The 18,504-nt window shown below is 37.5% G+C and carries 19 protein-coding genes; 6 read left to right on the top strand and 13 right to left on the bottom strand.

The features are described from left to right. The first annotated feature begins 191 nt into the window (after positions 1–191). The 5 genes from ECA01S_RS08195 to ECA01S_RS08180 are packed head-to-tail and all read left to right on the top strand — an operon-like array spanning position 192 to position 3,594. On the top strand, positions 192–533 hold the full coding sequence (locus ECA01S_RS08195) for a hypothetical protein (RefSeq protein ID WP_067393850.1): 342 nt from the start codon (positions 192–194) through the stop codon (positions 531–533). 2 nt (positions 534–535) lie between these two features. After that, on the top strand, positions 536–916 hold the full coding sequence (locus ECA01S_RS08190) for an acetyl-CoA carboxylase biotin carboxyl carrier protein subunit (protein ID WP_067393847.1): 381 nt from the start codon (positions 536–538) through the stop codon (positions 914–916). Positions 917–928: 12 nt separating this feature from the next. Next, positions 929–2,044: a sodium ion-translocating decarboxylase subunit beta gene (locus tag ECA01S_RS08185; protein ID WP_067393844.1), complete on the top strand. Its 1,116-nt coding sequence runs from the start codon at positions 929–931 to the stop codon at positions 2,042–2,044. 11 nt (positions 2,045–2,055) lie between these two features. Next, the gene (locus ECA01S_RS14165; RefSeq protein ID WP_143139574.1) at positions 2,056–2,196 is read left to right on the top strand and encodes an OadG-related small transporter subunit; all 141 of its coding nucleotides are present in this window, start codon (positions 2,056–2,058) and stop codon (positions 2,194–2,196) included. A gap of 3 nt (positions 2,197–2,199) precedes the next feature. Further along, positions 2,200–3,594 (top strand): oxaloacetate decarboxylase subunit alpha, encoded by a 1,395-nt coding sequence (locus tag ECA01S_RS08180; protein ID WP_067393841.1) that lies wholly within the window; start codon positions 2,200–2,202, stop codon positions 3,592–3,594. A gap of 35 nt (positions 3,595–3,629) precedes the next feature. On the opposite strand, the gene ECA01S_RS08175 is transcribed toward ECA01S_RS08180, so the two are convergent. From ECA01S_RS08175 to ECA01S_RS08115, 13 genes are all read right to left on the bottom strand, one after another. Then, complete coding sequence (locus tag ECA01S_RS08175) at positions 3,630–4,550, bottom strand: dihydrodipicolinate synthase family protein (RefSeq protein WP_067393839.1); 921 nt, start codon at positions 4,548–4,550, stop codon at positions 3,630–3,632. Continuing rightward, positions 4,547–5,371, bottom strand: coding sequence for a MurR/RpiR family transcriptional regulator (locus ECA01S_RS08170; protein WP_067393836.1), 825 nt, complete (start codon positions 5,369–5,371; stop codon positions 4,547–4,549). The genes ECA01S_RS08175 and ECA01S_RS08170 overlap by 4 nt, the downstream gene beginning before the upstream one ends. A gap of 13 nt (positions 5,372–5,384) precedes the next feature. Continuing rightward, a complete protein-coding gene (locus ECA01S_RS08165; RefSeq protein ID WP_067393833.1) occupies positions 5,385–6,257 on the bottom strand; it encodes an ROK family protein in 873 nt (290 codons plus the stop codon). A gap of 4 nt (positions 6,258–6,261) precedes the next feature. Continuing rightward, the gene (locus ECA01S_RS08160) at positions 6,262–6,699 is read right to left on the bottom strand and encodes a NanQ anomerase/TabA/YiaL family protein (protein ID WP_067393830.1); all 438 of its coding nucleotides are present in this window, start codon (positions 6,697–6,699) and stop codon (positions 6,262–6,264) included. Between the two features lies 1 nt (position 6,700). Next, positions 6,701–8,062, bottom strand: coding sequence for an ABC transporter substrate-binding protein (locus ECA01S_RS08155; RefSeq protein ID WP_067393827.1), 1,362 nt, complete (start codon positions 8,060–8,062; stop codon positions 6,701–6,703). 14 nt (positions 8,063–8,076) lie between these two features. Then, entirely contained in the window at positions 8,077–8,919 is an 843-nt protein-coding gene (locus ECA01S_RS08150; RefSeq protein ID WP_245631211.1) for a carbohydrate ABC transporter permease, read from the bottom strand. An 11-nt stretch (positions 8,920–8,930) separates the two neighbouring features. Then, on the bottom strand, positions 8,931–9,824 hold the full coding sequence (locus tag ECA01S_RS08145) for a carbohydrate ABC transporter permease (RefSeq protein WP_067394394.1): 894 nt from the start codon (positions 9,822–9,824) through the stop codon (positions 8,931–8,933). A gap of 25 nt (positions 9,825–9,849) precedes the next feature. Then, a complete protein-coding gene (locus tag ECA01S_RS08140) occupies positions 9,850–10,551 on the bottom strand; it encodes an N-acetylmannosamine-6-phosphate 2-epimerase (RefSeq protein ID WP_067393815.1) in 702 nt (233 codons plus the stop codon). 4 nt (positions 10,552–10,555) lie between these two features. After that, the gene (locus ECA01S_RS08135) at positions 10,556–11,521 is read right to left on the bottom strand and encodes an acetylxylan esterase (protein WP_067393812.1); all 966 of its coding nucleotides are present in this window, start codon (positions 11,519–11,521) and stop codon (positions 10,556–10,558) included. Between the two features lie 250 nt (positions 11,522–11,771). Then, complete coding sequence (locus ECA01S_RS08130; RefSeq protein WP_067393809.1) at positions 11,772–12,188, bottom strand: hypothetical protein; 417 nt, start codon at positions 12,186–12,188, stop codon at positions 11,772–11,774. Positions 12,189–12,237: 49 nt separating this feature from the next. Then, positions 12,238–12,792 carry a TetR/AcrR family transcriptional regulator gene (locus ECA01S_RS08125; RefSeq protein WP_067393806.1) on the bottom strand — a complete coding sequence of 185 codons (555 nt, stop codon included), beginning with the start codon at positions 12,790–12,792 and terminating at the stop codon, positions 12,238–12,240. 286 nt (positions 12,793–13,078) lie between these two features. Further along, a complete protein-coding gene (locus tag ECA01S_RS08120; RefSeq protein ID WP_067393803.1) occupies positions 13,079–14,035 on the bottom strand; it encodes a tRNA dihydrouridine synthase in 957 nt (318 codons plus the stop codon). Positions 14,036–14,609: 574 nt separating this feature from the next. Continuing rightward, the gene (locus ECA01S_RS08115; RefSeq protein ID WP_245631210.1) at positions 14,610–16,607 is read right to left on the bottom strand and encodes an RNA-directed DNA polymerase; all 1,998 of its coding nucleotides are present in this window, start codon (positions 16,605–16,607) and stop codon (positions 14,610–14,612) included. 300 nt (positions 16,608–16,907) lie between these two features. Between ECA01S_RS08115 and ECA01S_RS08110 the strand changes: the two genes are divergently transcribed. Further along, a complete protein-coding gene (locus ECA01S_RS08110; RefSeq protein ID WP_067393800.1) occupies positions 16,908–18,026 on the top strand; it encodes an RNA-directed DNA polymerase in 1,119 nt (372 codons plus the stop codon). Positions 18,027–18,504: the final 478 nt, after the last annotated feature.

Here is an 18,504-nt window from a genome sequence, read left to right as displayed (position 1 = left end):
TCGTTTGCAAGAATAAAAAACAAAAGCATCAAGATGGTCCGTAAACAAATCTCCGAAAAAAGCAGCAAATGAACGTAACTTACATTGATATGACAGCGTTTTTCCGATATCATCAAGAGAGAGACTAAAAAGAACACCGTCTGGGTTAAGCTGGTCTTTACCATGATACCTAAGACGAGAAAGGAGCCCTCATGTCACTATTCGACAAGCTTTTTCGTAAAAAGAGCGAATTGCTTGAACCCACACCAGCAAAGGAAGTACCTTTTAAAGCGGCCGATATTTCAACTGATTGGCAAGAATTACCTGGATATGTGCCAGTCGATCCAGCAGCTGAAACGCTTGTCAGCCTGGTTGCCTCTGCCATTGCCGCTGGTGATCAGCCCGACAGTCAATTCCGTGTCAAACGAGTGCTGAAACGCAATCCTGAAATAGAGCTAGTCGCAGTGATCGCTAGCAGCCTCGCAGCTGAAGCAATGCCTGAAAGTCAGTTTCGCATTACGAAAATAGCCAAAAAAATCGAAGGAGTAAACTAACTATGCTACGTAAATTTAAAATCACGATCAATGGAACCGAATATTTAGTGGAAATGGAAGAAATCGGTGGCACGCCCCAACCTGCTACACCTGTAGCGCCACCAACGGTCCCTGTTCAAGAGTCCGCGCCACAGCCAACACCAGCTGCCCCTGCACCAAGTGCGCATGAAGGTGAAGCCTTGCTGGCACCAATGCCTGGCACCATATTAAAAGTACTAGTTGCTCCGGGGGACGCGGTGACAGAGAACCAACCCTTAATGATTCTAGAAGCCATGAAAATGGAAAACGAAATCGTTGCAACACAAACGGGGCACATTACCGGTCTTTTTGTAAAACCGGGTGACACCGTAAATCCTGGCGATCAACTGATTGCTATCGGGTAGGGGGGATTTTGATTGGAGACATTACTTGAAGGAATCATCGGCATGGGTCAAGAACCTGGCCGCATCGCCATGATGCTGATTGGCGGTATTTTAATGTACCTAGGAATCAAAAAAGAATATGAACCTACTCTCTTAGTACCTATGGGATTAGGCACGATTTTAGTCAATTTCCCTAATTCTGGTGTTTTAAGCGCTGGTGGTGAGCCCGGACCTTTCCAAGAATTATTTAAAGCCGGTATCAGTACGGAATTATTTCCCTTATTACTTTTTATTGGGATTGGCGCGATGATTGATTTTGGGCCGCTCTTGCAGAATCCCTTCTTATTACTGTTTGGAGCAGCAGCTCAATTTGGTATTTTTTTCACAGTAATCATGGCGGTCTTACTGGGCTTTGACCTGAACGATGCTGCCTCTATTGGCATCATCGGTGCCGCTGATGGCCCAACCTCGATTTTTGTAGCCAACACCTTAAATTCCAAATATATGGGGGCGATTATGGTAGCTGCTTACTCCTACATGGCCCTCGTGCCGATTATTCAACCGGTGGCAATCAAAGCAGTGACCACTAAAAAGGAACGGCAAATCCGAATGACCTATCGTGCCGGCGAAGTTTCCCAAACCGCTAAGATTCTCTTTCCTATCGTGATTTCTGTCATTGCTGGTTTGATTGCTCCAGTTTCGCTACCGCTAGTCGGCTTTTTGATGTTCGGCAATCTGCTACGTGAGTGCGGTGTTTTAGACCGCCTTTCCCTCACCGCGCAAAATGAGTTGGTAAACATTATCAGCATCTTACTAGGGCTTTCTGTCTCAGTCAAAATGCAATATCAAGAATTCCTGCAAGTTGACACACTCATGGTCATCGGACTGGGATTGGTGGCCTTTGTAATGGATTCTATCGGTGGTGTGCTTTTTGCCAAGCTCTTAAACCTTTTCCGTAAAGAAAAAATCAACCCTATGATTGGGGCCGCTGGAATTTCTGCCTTTCCAATGTCTAGCCGTGTCATTCAAAAAATGGCCACCGCAGAAGATCCACAGAACTTTATCTTGATGCATGCCGCAGGAGCTAACGTATCCGGTCAAATCGCTTCCGTGATTGCCGGTGGTCTCTTGCTAGCACTATTAGTATAGGAGGGCAGACAATGTCAGCAGATTTGATCAAAGCTTTTGAATTGCTTTTCTTTGGTTGGGGCGGCGTATTTATCGTGATCCTGATCATCTATCTTGCTTCACAATTACTAACGAAATTATTCCCTGTCAAAAAGGAAAAAGAACAGGAGTAAATCATGACGAAAACAATCAAATTTATGGAGACAGTCTTGCGGGACGGCCAACAAAGCCAAATTGCCACTCGCATGCCGACTTCCGATATGCTGCCAATTTTAAAAACAATGGATGAAGCCGGCTACTATGCCCTCGAAATGTGGGGCGGCGCAACCTTTGATTCTTGTATTCGCTTTTTGAATGAAGATCCTTGGGAACGCCTCCGCTTAATCCGTAAAGAAGTTAAAAATGCCAAGCTACAAATGCTACTACGGGGACAAAATCTACTAGGCTATAAAAACTATGCCGATGATGTGGTGCGGGATTTTGTCGAAAGGTCCGTAGCCAATGGTATCGATGTCATCCGTGTTTTCGATGCCTTAAATGATACCCGTAACTTGGCAACAGCTATCACCGCGGCCAAAGAAGCTGGTGGTGAATGTCAAACTGCTATTTCTTACACCACAAGTGAAATTCATACCGTGGATTACTTTGTTAATTTAGCTAAGGAGATGGCCAATATTGGCGCTGACTCCATCTGTATCAAGGATATGGCGGGCGTTTTGACACCCCAAACTAGTTTTGAGGTAGTCAGTCGCATTAAAGACAGCATTGATTTACCGCTACAAGTCCATACTCATGCTACCAGTGGTATTTCCGAGATGACTTATTTGAAAGCGGTGGAAGCCGGTGCTGATATTATCGATACCGCCATCTCTTCTTTCTCCAGCGGTACTAGCCAACCTGCAACCGAATCTTTAGCCTTATCACTTGCAGAAATGGGTTATGATACTGGCCTGAATATGGAGAGAGTCAGCGAAATTGCTAACTACTTCAACCCGATTCGCGACCGTTTTCGTAAAGAAGGGTTATTGAACCCTAAAGTCAAAGATATCGATCCAAAAACCTTGATTTATCAAGTTCCTGGTGGGATGTTGTCTAACCTATTAAGCCAATTAACCGAACAAGGCTTGCAGGATAAATATGAAGACGTTTTGCGCGAAGTGCCACTTGTCCGGGCTGACTTAGGTTACCCGCCACTGGTAACACCTCTTTCACAAATGGTGGGGACTCAAGCACTGATGAATGTGATTACCCAAGAACGCTACAAAATGGTGCCAACCGAAATCAAAGACTATGTTAAAGGCTTATACGGCCGACCACCAGTACTCATTAAAGCCGAAATCAAGCAAAAAATCATTGGTGAGGAAGAACAAATCACTGTTCGCCCCGCTGACTTGCTTAGTGATCAGCTCCCTGATTTCCGTGAAGAAATCAAGCAATACGCCCGCTCGGAAGAAGACGTCTTGATGTACGCCCTCTTCCCGCAGCAAGCCAAAGATTTTCTCGGACGTCGGGAAGACCGCTTTTATGATGTCCCGCTACAAGAAGTAAACGTGACAATTGATATCGATTAAAAAAACAAGCCTCCGCATTTTTGCGGAGGCTTGTTTCATTTATCCAATGGATATTTTGCAATAGCTGCTTGAATCAATTGATCTGCTTTGTCAATGATGGTGTGGTCTTTTTCTGTTACTTGTGGCAACGGTGCTCGGACTGTTCCGATTTCCATACCATGTTTGGCTAGAATTCTTTTCATTACAGCATAGAGATTGCCTTCCGCCTGGACCATGGTAAAAATAATTTGGTCAATACTATTTTGAATTTCTTGTGCCTTTTGAATATCATTGGCCGCGAAAGCTTGATTAGCAGCTATAAACAATTCAGGCATCACACCATAGGTACCACCAATACCCGCATCGGCCCCCATAATTCGACCTGCGATAAATTGTTCGTCTGGTCCATTGAATACGATTGCCTTCTTTTCACTACTGTGTTTGAATAGGTAAATATCTTGGACAGGCATTGACGAATTCTTAACACCGATAACCTGAGAATGACTCATCATTTCTCGAAATAGCTTAGGAGATAAGGCATAGCCTGTAGTTTGAGGGATGTTATAAATAATAAAGTCTAGCTTTGTAGCTTCTACCATCGCCAGCCAGTATGCTCTAATAGCTGCCTCAGGTAAAACAAAATAGATAGGTGGAATTGCTGCCAAGGCATCTACTCCTAAACTTTCAGCATGTTTTGCTAACGCAACACTATCCCTAGTTGAAGGTGCCGCAATATGGGCGATAATTGTCATTTTCCCGCCGACTGCTCGCATAACATGCTCTAATACTAGTTTCCGCTCTTCAACAGTTTGATAAATACACTCGCCTGAACTGCCACCTACATAAAGACCCTTAACCCCTTTATCTAAGTAGTAATTTGCTAACTTTTCCACACGTTCTCCGCTAATATTACCCGCTTCATCATAACAAGCATAAAATGCTGGAATGATTCCTTTATATTTGTCTAAGTTTGTCATGATTTTTCTGACTCCTTCATATCTTCATTTTTCGTAATGATTTTTATCGTACGACTCATCTTGTCATTAAGCTCAGCATTTTCAAGGAGCATTGTCGAAAGAACATCAATTTGATACATAATAGCGAATTGGGAATTCACAAAACGTTTATTGCCAATGAATAGACTGCTATATGCAATCAATGCAACCTCGGATAAATTAGCTAAAGTACTTTCTGGAAAACAAGTAATACTGATAATTGTAGCTGCATTTTGTTTGGCATACCATAATGAATCGTTTACTTCCTGCGTTTCACCGGAAGTGGAAATTCCAATAACTAAATCGCCTGCTTTAGCCATCGAACTTGTTATCAACATCATATGAGAATCAGTTGTAGAGATTACATTTAGTCCCATTCGTAGCAGTCGTTGAGTTAGCTCTAAGGCAGTCAGCCCTGAACTTCCTACACCAAAAATAAAAATTCTAGGGGCTGCTGTAATCAAGTTTACGATTTGTTTCATATCTGCGGGATCAGTCAGCTTCTCAGTATTTTCAATTACACGACTATAATAATCATAAACTTCTGTTTTTAATCCCTCGTCTGCTCGTTGATGCTTACTTTGCAATGCACCTAATTGGATTTTTAAATCCACAAAACTATTTTGCTTCAATTTCTTGGCAAATCGCGTAATCGTTGCTGGGGACGTGCCTGTTTCATGAGCAAGCGTAGAGATATTAATATTAGAGACAGTCCCACTGTTTTGTAATAGGTACGTTGCCAGCCGTTTTTCCTTTTCGGAAAAGGACGGAAATTTGCTTTGGATATCTTCTAAAATGCTCATCTTATTGCCTCGCTTATTGTCTTTTTATAAAATTATACAACGCACCTACCATTCCCGCATCATTTTTCAATTGTGCAAAGTGTAATTCTGTTTGCTTAAATTGATCATCTTGAATTTTTAAGTCCATTGCCTTTTGTATTCTGGGTTTTAAATAGGCTTCCTGCGCCATAATAGCGCCTCCCAGAACGATACGCTCAGGATTCAACAGATAAATAATATTCACAAGCCCCGTTGTAAGACTTTGGATTAACACTTCAATTTCTTCAATACAAATAGGGTCGCCTGCTTCTGCCAGATGGAAGATTTCTTTACCATCTAATGGTAAACCTTTACGCATTCTAACTCGTTGTACCAGCGCGGATGTTGCCGCAACATCCTGAAACCTAGCTCCATTAATAGTCATATAACCGATTTCTCCCGCTGTATACCCAGCGCCATGAAAAATCTGACCATCAATTAAGAGCGCCCCGCCAACTCCCGTGCCAACTGTCAAACAAATACCACTGGTAGTTCCTTTTAAGGCACCTTGCCAATATTCTCCCAAACAGGCTGCATTGACATCATTCTCCACTTCACAAGGCAGTTGAAATTCTGTTTCTACCATTTCCTTTAAAGCGGTCCCTGTATAATTGGGAATTGTATAGCCTGAATAGATAATTTTTCCGGCTTCAGGATCAACTACACCTGCGCTTGAGATACATACACCTGCTAAGCCGAGATGTTTTAATTCTTGGATCTTTTTACGTAGAGTATTACTAATATTCTGCTCTGCAATAGCATTATTCGTTTGATCCGAAGCAAAGGACGTCACTTTTTGACCGGTCCTATTATACAGACCATACTTGATTGCTGTACCACCGATATCGATACACAAATAATTTTTCATAACGTCACACCTTGATTTTAAATACTATTTTTTGAATGCTCTCACTTTGACCAATGGAAATCCCAGTCTTATGGGCTTCGTCAGGTTCTAATAGTAAAAATTGACCGGCGCTCAATAAAACACTCATTTCTTTTTTACCATGAAGAAGATAAAAATCATCTTCCTCATGGTATGGTTGCGGAGATAGCTGCGTACTCTTAGCTAAATCAATTTGCTCGTTTCCTTTTAAAACATAATGTAGGTCAATATGTTTACGATGTGCTTCCCATTCTCGCTCCGTATCAGCTGCCGTATCATATGATAAGAAATTGGCCCTTATTCCCTCAGCAACTACTTGACTGCCTATTTCAAAATCTGGTAGTTTTTGAATAAATTTAATAATCTCGATCAGTTTAGTTTGTAGTTCAGGTTCCGTTAATTCATTCCAAGCTCCATACAACATCTTACTTACCTGACTCAATCACTGATTTTTTCTTGTTATTCTCAATAATCCGATTTCCTTGTTCCGTAAAGTTATCTAAGCCTTCTTTTGGTGTTTTTGCATCGGTAAAGACTGCTTGTAATTCTGGGAAGAAGGCATTTCTCAACTCTGCATAACCTGGAGTATTATTTGAAAAATTAATAATGTAAGGTGCATTCTTGTTATAAGCTTCTAGGTACGGTAACTCCCCTGCCAATTCTTTTGACACGGATTCCCGAACAGGCAACGTATTTTTAGAAGCTTTCACTAATTCTGGGTCGGTTGAATAGAACTTAACAAAGTCTTTAGCTGCTTGCATCTTCGCATCATCACCGGTGTTAAAGACAACCGAGCTAGTGACATAAGTGAAGGACAATGGATCAGTTTCTGATGGAATATTAGCCAAACGCATATCAAATTTATTGACTTTACCATCTTCCATATCTTTTTGAATACCAGAGAAGAGGACAGCATTGGTAAAGTTAACCGCCGTTTGTTGGTTTTGGAACATCGCATTTACATCATTACTTGTTAAAGATTCTGGTCCTGAAGTCGTCAATCCTTTTTTACGAAGATCATTGATATAACTTAATGCCTGAACACCGTTATCCTCATTTACAATGATATTGCCTTCCTCATCAAAAAATTTATTACCAAACATTCGCATATAAGTCAGATTCCAGGTATCCCCTTGATTATTTTTTGCATAAAGTCCAAAAGGCGAAACCTTATCATTATGCTCTTTTAGAGCCGTTAAGATTTTCTCGAAATCCGCTACATTCCAAGTTGCAATCTCATGTTCGCCCGCGATATATTCCTCTAACCCGGCTGCTTTAAACATGTCTGCATTGTAGGCTAACGTACCTGGATTATGTCCAAATGGATAGAAATAAGTTTGATCATTGATTTGAACATTTTCCCAAATTGATGCGGGAATATCACTTTTAGTCTCATCATCAATAATGTCATCTAATGGTGTCAAAACACCCATATGGGCATATTCGCTCAAAGCAAAACTAGAATCGAAGAAAATATCTGGTAAAGTTTTTGTTTGAATAGCAACACTTAGCTTATCTGAACGTTGCTCTCCTGGGATTACCTGGACATTGATATTAACATCTGGATTTTCCTCTTTATAACGTTTAGCTGCTTCCTTAAAGAAACTATCGTAATCTGCTCCATCTTCCGCAGCGTCCATGACACCCTTCCACTGTGGGGTCAACCAAACTTCCACATCTACAGCGCCACCCCCGGCTTCGTTGGTCTTCTCATCACCACCGCCACAACCAGCAAATACTAGTAAAGCCATTCCTGCAACTACTGCTGAACTAAACCATTTTTTCATGTTTTTCTCTCCCTCTATTCTTTTACAGCTCCTGCTGCGATTCCTTTTGTAAAATACTTTTGGAAAACGATAAAAATCACAACCATTGGCAAAGCAGCTACTGCGGCCCCTGCTACACGCAGACCGATATTTGGATTGATTTCTTGCATCAAGCCCGCTACCCCAACTGTCAACGTATTCATGTCTTTACTACGTGCCATTAACAACTGCCAGAGATAATCATTCCAGAAAGTAACAAAATTCAGAATAAACAACGCCCCGATTCCCGGTTTGGCAATTGGTAACATTAGCTTCCAAAAAATTGTCCACTCACTAGCACCATCAAGCTTTGCAGATTCACGAAGCGAATCCGGAATCGATTCGAAAAACGACTTCAACATAAACACACCGAAACACATCGCCAAATTAGGAATAATTAAAGATTGATAGGTATCGACCCAATCAAATGCCACGACGATTTTAAACAACGGAACAATAAAAGTTTCCTTCGGTACCATCAACGAAGCGATAAATAAAGCAAATAGAACTTTTTTCCCTTTGAAATTCAGTTTAGCAAAGGCATACGCCGCTGCTGATGAAAGAACTACACTAAGGGCTGTCGTGATAAAGGAAACAAAGAAACTATTAAATCCCCACCGTAAAGCTGGTTGATTATTAAATAACTCTTTAAAATTCCCTAGATAAAGTGATTTTGGTAAAATATCTGGCGGCATCTTATAAATGTCAGCTGATGTCTTAAAGGAATTAGTAATGAGCCAAATGATTGGAAACAGACTCAACAGTGCTAACAAAAATACAATAATGTTTGTGATTAGATCATAAGGCTCCATACTTTTTATTTTTTTGATCAGTTTCATGTTCTCACTCCTCACTTCTTCCCAAACGTTTTAAATTGCGGTACTGAAAGCAATAAAGCTACCACAAACATCAATACTCCTACCGCTGCTGCTACCCCGGTATTATTGTAAACAAAGGCATTTTGATATAGATAATACATCATGGTCACTGAAGCGTTGTTTGGACCCCCACCGGTTAGCAACTGGATTACAACGAAAATCTTTAAGACTGCAATAATATTGATTACGGTTAAATACAACGTTGTTGGTTTTACTAGCGGAATCAAGATTTTAGTAATACGTTGCCATCTGGTAGCGCCATCAATTTGTGCCGCTTCAAAGTAGTCTTCCGGTATTCCAATCATCGCTGCCACATATAAGATAATCGATTGCCCTACGTTTCCGACAAATGTTACGAAAATAATGGTTGGCATAACCCACGTGCTACTTCCTAAAAGGTTTACATTACCAGCCCCCATCTGTTCAAACAAATAGCTAATCAACCCATTGGCAGGGTTTAATAAGAAATTCCAAATCATACTCATAACGACCATTGAGACCATAACTGGTAGATAAAAGCTGCCTCGAATAAAAGAAATATATTTGGCAGATTTATCGTAAACAGTCGTAGCAACAAATAGTCCAAAAACGATTGTTAGAAAAACAATAGCCACTACAAACAAAACCGTATTAAAGACTGACTTTAAAAAGACTGGATCTGCAAAAAGTTCCTTATAATTTTCCAAACCAACAAAAATTTCTTCTGTATAGGTTTGACGGAAAAGGCTCATTTTAAATCCTTCAAAAACGGGATAAACAATAAACAATAAAAATAAAATCAACTGCGGGCCAATAAATAAGTAGCCTGTTAGCGTTTCTTTGTGTCGTAGCCAAAAATTCTTTTTAGTCTGACTCTTCTTTTCCATTGTAGATTCCACGATAAATCCTCCTTTATACCGATAACTTTGTTCTTCTAATTTCACTAACAAACCGCTGTGTGATTTCTTGTGGTCGAGTAATGGCCCCGCCGCACACGACACTGTGACAACCAAGTTCTAAAACTTTACGTGCTTTTTCGGGAGTGTCAATTTTTCCTTCTGCAATAACTGGTAAGTAGGTTTGTGATAATACATCCTTTAAATGTTTAAAGTCATGATCAGCAATATTTTGACCTGCCGTGTCTTCTGTGTAACCAAATAGCGTCGTCCCAATATAATCAAAGCCCAAAGATTCTGCATAGTGAACATCTGCCAAGCTCGCCGTGTCTGCCATCAAAAGAACCTCCGGATATTCTTCGCGAATCACTGTGATAATATCTTCTAAACGTTCACCTAACGGTCGTGGCCGGGTCGTGGCGTCCATCGCTACAACCGCCACTCCAGTAGCACAGATTGCTCGGACCTCCTTCAATGTAGGAGTAATAAATACTTCTGAGTCTGGATAAACTTGCTTTAATAAGCCAATAACAGGCAGCTCTACCTGATCTTGAATGGCTTGGATATCTACAACCGAATTTGCTCGAATACCCACCGCACCTGATTCAGCTGCTGCTCTAGCCATTCTCGACATAATAAATGAACTATGTAGGGGTTCACTCTCCAATGCCTGGCAAGAAACAATAAGTCCTTGCTTTACTTGTTCATTAAAATTCATCTTTCTACACCTCTTCGATTTCAGTATTGACTAACCAATTAAAACAAAGATCATTTGCACCCACATTTAAAGCTTCGTGCCCATATTCTGGCAATAGAATGTGGACCTTATTCGTTTGAATACGGTTAAAAAAAGCATATTGTGTGGACGGGGGGCAAATGTCATCACGTAACCCTGTCAGCAGTTTGACTTTCCCTTTAATCATATGAGCAAAATTTTTGATATCAATATAGTCCAGGGCCGTAAAAATCTGCTCTTTAGTTTGATAAAAGGGATCTTGAAACTTAAAATAGCGGAATAATTCATCATAAGGTTCCGTAATTTGCCCCAGCTCCAACACCCGCGGAAAATCAGCAAGAAAAGGATAGATCGTTACAACTTGCTTAATATGCGGATGAAGTGCGGCCCCCACTACAGCTAAAGCGCCACCTTGAGAGGCACCAAAAGTTTGCATGTTTTCGTCGTCAATTTCAGGAAGCTTTCTTACTTGCTCAATTAAGGTATACACATCTAAAAAAATATCACGATAAAATAATTGCTCTCGGCCAGCTACCATTCCTCTCACGATTTGTCCCTTAACCGTAAGACCTTCAAATTGACCCTTATCTTGAGACTTTCCTGCTTGACCCCGCACATCTAAAGCAACCACCCCATAACCGCACGCTACAAATTTAAAATATTCCGACCAATCACTACTGCGCCCTTGATAACCATGAAAATGAAAAATCACAGGTATTTTCTGATTCGTATTTGGTAATAGCATTTTGGCATAAACTTGAGAACCATTTGTACCATCAAAATACAAATCAAAGCAGCGAACCTGCTTAACATGAAAATCTTTTTCTCTAATCTTCAATTCTGGTAACTGTAGTGACAAAATAAGTTGCTGCCAATAATCGGTAAAATCATGAGGAACACCTCTTATACCTTGATAACGCTGCATTTCTGCCTTTGACATTGTCTCAATCATCTAAAAAACACCTCTAATGTTATCGCTTACAATGTAACTATATCACCTGAAAATAATTTTATCAATATAATTTTTAAGAAAATAGTTTTCTTAGTGGTTTTTTTATTTTTTTACCATAATTAAAGTTATTCATTATAATCATTTGCACATTAAAAAGGACATGAAAAAATATTTCACGTCCTACGCCAATTCTATTAATTAGTCCTACCATGTAACCTGCATCTTGGTTCCTTAGGCTACTTTTCTTTACTTAAGTAGTTGCTCTCTTTTCTTTCAAAAAATTAATACCAAACAAAACACCAGCTAAAAAGAGCGCTGAGCCTAAACCTGTGTAGAAAACAGCGATAAATCGGTCTGGCAATAGATGAAAGACCCGAATCAAAACACCTCCTGTAATCATAACCGCCATAATGATAAAGGATTTGACGTCGAAAAATTTTAGAAAGAATTGCTTTTCAGCTTCATAATGAGTGATGCGGTCAGTATGCTTCACTGTCAGTTTATGAAAGACCATCCACCAAAAAATTACGAATACAAGGACAGACAGTAGCAGATTGATAATCGTCACATAACCACTGTAGGTATCAATACCAATTTTTAGTACGTTGAATCCCGCCATCATCCAGACAATGCTGGCAATTGCCAGTAAGCTTGTTTTTTTAACCATTTATTTTCCTCCTAAATCCAAACTGAACATTGTTCACTTTATACAAAAATTAATAAAGTGAATTCTCCACTAATTTTAAAATACTTTGAGCCGGATAGTCTTTCATAATCGCATTTAAAAACAAATCAAAAATGTAATCAACATATTGTTGCTTCGTCAAAGCTTCCTCGAAAATAGCCGGGCGCACTCTCTGATCTTGATCAAGAGCAGTCAACAGACTGTCTTTTATATGATGCCAATAAAGCGCCATTTTTGCCATACCCATATTTTTTTCGTCAAAAGCCAAAACTAGTGCCTGACTTGTAAAAAAATTAGGATAACGTCTTTTTCCCTCTGCAACACTTTTGAACAGCGCTGCCAAACAATCCGTAAAGTGTTTAAATTGATAAGAATCCTCGGAAAAATGAAAGATTTCTCCCCAGACACTTCCCAGCGTTTCCGCTAACAATTCTCCTTTATTAGGAAAATAGTTATAGACCGCGCCAACCGAAATCTGGCTTTTTTCCGCAATCGCACGAATACTAACAGCTTCAATACCTTTTTCTCGAACGATTTCCTTACATTGCTCTATAAGTTGCGCTCGAGAACTGACCGTGTTATTCATCTTTAAACCTCCTCTTCTGAGATTTTATTATGAGTATCATCAACATGAACATTGTTCATTTTCAATCCTACATCGTTCATCACCGTAAGTCAAAAATTTGATACGCTTTTTTCATTGATAGTCAGTAACCTCCATTTCCGTTAGTTCATGCCTAGTAAATATGGCTTTATGGTAGCTGATTTTCAATATCTTGTTTGAAATTCTCCTATAAGCCAGCTAACGACTCAAAGAATGGAGACACAATAAAACAAGAGACTCCTAATTTGGGCTTAGGAATCTCTTGTTATTATCTTTGAAACTCATCCAAAATCTCACGAACTTCGGCAATTGATTTCGTGTTCATTAGGCGAATCCGTAAATCATTTGCTCCTGGAAAGCCTTTGATGTAGATTTTGAAAAAGCGATGAAGTCCGGTAATCGAGCGCGGAACTTGTTCCGCATATTGTTCTTGCAAATCAAGTTGCAAACGTAATAAATCAATCAACTCTTCCGGCGAGTGTGCTTGCGGGTCTTTTTCAAAAGCAAAAGGATTTTTGAAAATTCCACGACCAATCATGATCCCATCAACGCCATACTTTTCGGCCAGTGCCAGTCCCATACTACGATCCAAAATATCACCATTAATGGTGAGCGTTGTTTGCGGTGCAAGTGCATCCCGCAGCCGCACGACATGCGGAATCAATTCCCAGTGAGCAGCAACCTTACTCATTTCTTTTCTAGTTCGCATATGCAGCGACAAATTCGCAATATCCTGCTTTAGCAAATGGCTGATCCAGTCTTCCAGCTCCGCCGTATCTGTAAAGCCGACCCGTGTCTTGACGCTGACTGGTAGACCGCCCGCTTTCGCTGCCTCGATTAATTCTGCAGCCGTGTCTGGACGTAAAATCAAACCGCTACCTTTACCACGTTCCGCCACATTAGGTACCGGGCAGCCCATATTAATATCAATCCCTTTAAAACCCATCTGCGCCAAAGCAATACTCATTTCGCGGAAAAACTCCGGCTTATCCCCCCAAATATGCGCCACCATCGGCTGCTCATCTTCTGTAAAGACTAAACGCCCCCGAACGCTATCAATCCCTTCTGGATGACAAAAACTATCAGAATTAGTAAATTCCGTAAAAAATACATCTGGCGCGCCAGCCTTTTGTACCACATGACGAAAGGTGACATCCGTCACATCTTCCATTGGTGCCAAAACAAAAAAAGGCTTAGACAGTTCAGCCCAAAAATTATTTGTCATTATGTATAGATCCCTCCACTACACTATAAAATTCCTACGAATTTAAAACAACGTCATTATACTAGGGAATAGCCTAAGAAGCAAAGATGCGGTCTGTACTTAAGGTAGATAAATTGAATCATTTAACACTACTATTAGTTTAGATACAACTAAAAAGTGTAAATCAGAATAGCTTTAATCAAAAAAAGACGCTTCGCAAAATGAATTGCGAAACGCCTGATAAGACTGATATAAAACAGTTTTTAACGTTTTGAGAACTGTGAAGCTTTACGAGCTTTTTTAAGACCTGGTTAGCCCAATCATTTTTTCAAACAGCTTCATAATGCTTTAATAGCAATGATTCCAAGAGATTGAAACACAAAAAATTTAATTGAATTTCAGATTATTTAAAAGCAATGGTGTCAATTAATTACTTGCGAGCCGATACTATCAAATACATATACGTAGAATATTGAGCAGAGTAAGGAAAAGCATTTTACAGCATTTCTTGATGTAAAATGGATAAGTATCATATAATCAAATACTTCCACGTTAAAATTTTTTAAGTAGTATTTGCTTGATGCAGTGAAGCAATTCAATAATCACTTGAACTATCTATCCTAGACATATTAGAACTTTTCTTAGCTATTTTCCTGACAAATGTTTCAGTCTTCGTATTCCAATCATAATATGAGTACCTAGTAATGTCTTCCCAAATATAAAGGTCATTGTCCTTTATATTTCCACTACCATCTAAAATAGTCTTTTTGTACTCTATTTTTAAACGTTTTTCGTACTTTTTTCTCAGACTAATTCTAAATCCGGGATACTTAGAAAAATCATTTAAAAAATAAAAGTATTCTCCTTCAAGGATTGGAAACTTTGCTCCCTTCTCTAAATAATGATATATTTTTTCATCTGTAACTGATTTTAGTTTATTCGCCACGGTTATATACCTAGTATCCAAACCAGACAAATCATCTTCTAAAATGTAATAAGCAATACTACAACAAACAAAATATGAGTCTTTTTTTTCCGATAATATTTTACACAAAAAACTAGGTGACAGTTTTTTGTTTAGGAGTTTCATAAGTATAAAAATTTCGTACATATCTTCAATTTTTCCAATATTGTTTTTTAAAACAAGAAATAAGTGTTGGAACATTTTTTCTTCTATATATTTTAAAGACTTCATTTGTTTGTCTAGCTCATTTATTTTTCTTTCAACATCTTCATTAATATTTTTTTCCAAAGAAAGTTCTTTTCTACTTAACTCCCATTCACGATTCAAATTCTTAATTTGGCCTAATAATTTGGCAAATATTGCAATTAGATAGTTAGTGCTTTTGTAGTTTATATCTAAAGTAAATATATTAGTTATAATTTCTAAAATATTAGAAATTACGTATCGGTGTTCATACTTTCCATCGTAAAATATTGCACCTCGAATGGTTTTTAGAAAGTAATTAATTGTTCTACTTTTAGAATTAGGATACATTGCAATCAAACTTTCTATCTTAAAAAAAAGATCATTCCATTGATTCTTTTCACCTTTATAGTCCTCAACTTCAATATGTTTTTTTACTGCAGATAATAACTTATCAAATTCAAATTCCTTAATTGCTCTCTTCAAACCAATTATCGAAGCGTCATATATCTCAAAGGGTTTCTCTTGCAATTCAGTTTTTCCAATATTTAAAGTCAAATTATACTTTTCTAATTCGCTACGCAAGAACGACTGTAATAACTCGATATGCTCCTTTTTTGTTGCAAATATAAAATAGTCGTCAATAAATCGATATAATGAATACTCCCTTTTATTTTGCAAGCCATTTTTTTTTGCAAAAATTTCTAAATCAATATCAATTCGCGTAAAAAGTAATTCAGCTATTACACGAGAAAATTCTGGACCTACAACTAAGCCATGAGTTTCATTAAAGTTAATTTTTTGAGATATTTTATCACTTGCATTTGGAAAAGAATTATCGATACCTATATATTTTTTGGCTAAAGACTTATCTCCAAATATCGCCCATGCTAAAGAATGTGTATAAATACTGGGAAAACACCTCTGTATATCTAGTTTTAAAAAAAAGTTATATTTATATTTATCTCTATTAAATCTAGGTGAATTATACAAATCAGTAATCTTTTTATATTTTCTATAGGAAAAGAAATTGTAAAATAAAATTTGATCTTCTTCACTTGTTACGGATAACTGTTCATTAAAACTATATTCTTCTTCAATCTTAGCTATTTCTTTTTTTCTAAGCTCAATATCTTTAATTTTAGGGCGATTTCTCTTCATAGGAGATCTAACACTATATGGGGAATTTTCACAGAAAGATAAAATTAATTGTTCATATTTGAGCATGTAATCGAATATTTGAATTTGTGCAATTGGATGCAGAAGGCCTATTTTTCTTTTTTCATTCGCAGATTTAGGTATATGAAAAAAAAGAGGCACCGTTATAGATTCTAACAATTTGCAGTTGTCCCGATGCTGCTGCATTCTTTTTTTAGTGAAATTCATATACACAGCTTTATTAGAAAAAAGAATTGGGATTTCTTCAGCTAAGACATCCGTTCTCAAAAACAAATTTTTTTCACGATATCCTCCTTTAATACTTTAGTTGAAACATAGGCAATTTTATAATAAAATTCGAGTATAATATGTTTCATATTATACACTAGCCTCCTTGTAGTTCTCAATGAGAACTATAATTCCCACCTTGATAAGCAGTTAACAAGATTAGCTACTTAAATTGTAGGACGGAATACACACTTGATGGTTACTCAATTAATTTGTATCCAAATGCTTTAATCGAGCATTTACTCCTCACTCAAGTAAAGGAGTGAGGAGAAGGAGTCTAGTAAAAAAAGGAGTTTTTAAGTGAAATCTATTCCGAAATTGAATAAGATTAATGCTGGGCAACGAATTTTTTATAATCCAACAAAAATTGAAAAACAAATATTTCTTGATATTAAAAGAGAAATAGAAAAAAAATATGGTATTAGATTATCCAGTAGAGAACAAATTATAAAACAGCTTATTGAAACCTTGACTCATGGAAATCATGAGTCTTATTTGCTTCCCAGAATAGACCTTAGAATTATTCGTTCGGATATTAAAAATTTCTTTCCTTCCGTTAATAAGCATTCTTTATACAAAAAAATATCGCAAGGAAACATGTTATCCCTCTCCACGATAGATATCTTGAAACCAATGTTTTTTTCAAGTTCTGTTTCTGGAATCCCCTTGGGATTACCATTTTCAAACGCGCTTTCTGAAGTCTACTTAGAAAATTTTGATCAAGATATACGTACAGCTTTCAATCCAATTTTCTATTTTAGATATGTAGATGACATAATAATAATCAATTATAACAATAATAGAATAACCTCAGAAACCGATTTAAACATTTTAAGAGAAGTATTTAAAACTCATTTTTTATTATTAAACGAAACAAAAACCGAATTTTCAGTTTTCAAAAATAATGAAGAACTAAATTTCAACTATCTTGGATACCACTTTACTTCAGATAAAGGTAAATTATTAATCAATATCTCTGACTGTAAATTCAAGAAACTGATTAATAAAATTAAACGGGATTTCTATAATTATAAACAAAGTTCTAGATCAAAAAAACAATTTTGGATTCTGTACTATAAAATAATGAACATAATTTATGGAGTCACATCAATAGATAAATATGGGAAAAACATGCAATTTGGTCTAGGCTTTACTTATAGATTTATTAACGATAAATCCCAAATGCTTGATTTACTCAATATAATAAAAGGACTGATTTTTTCTTGTAAATTTTCTTCCTACCAATGCTCAACATTACTTAGCCTTATTTCTTATAAGAACACACCCCTAGAAATTCTTGGTAGACGATATGATTACACGAGATTAACAAAAAATCAATTCAGAATAATAAAGAATCGACTCAATTTAAACACGGCAAGCAATAATATAAGTAGAATATTCTTTTCTATTTATAAATAACCAACCATATAATATTCTTTATGTAAAAAAACATCTATCTATACTAGATAGATGTTTCAGACCGTAGACAAATACCGTTTCGAGTAGTGATAAAGGCTACTTGAAACGGTATTGAGAGCTGGATTGCTTTCTGGTGGTACCTGATAGTCAGAAAACAGCTTAGATATGGGATTATTGACAAATTAAAAAATCTAATACACCCCAGTAAATTTTGATTGAGAAGGTCAAAAGTATGGTCAAAAAATACTCGCCAGTATATTGTCTTATTCTTTCGACAATAGAATACTATCGTTTCTAGCATATTGAGAAATCGAATGAATATTTTGCATTTAATAAGATAGCCAGTAAAAAAAATCTTTTAAAGCATATAATTAGTATTGATAAGCTAACTCATTCCCAAAAATAATCCGCTTTTTTAATAAGTGCGTCATAAATTAATTGTTTATTTTCGTCAACTTTTAAAAATTCTTCAGCAGTA

The organism is Enterococcus canis NBRC 100695, assembly GCF_001544375.1.
Classification (GTDB): Bacteria; Bacillota; Bacilli; order Lactobacillales; family Enterococcaceae; genus Enterococcus_H; species Enterococcus_H canis.
The sequence above is the reverse complement of the archived record's forward strand: the minus strand, read 5'-3'. Positions and strand labels throughout refer to the sequence as shown.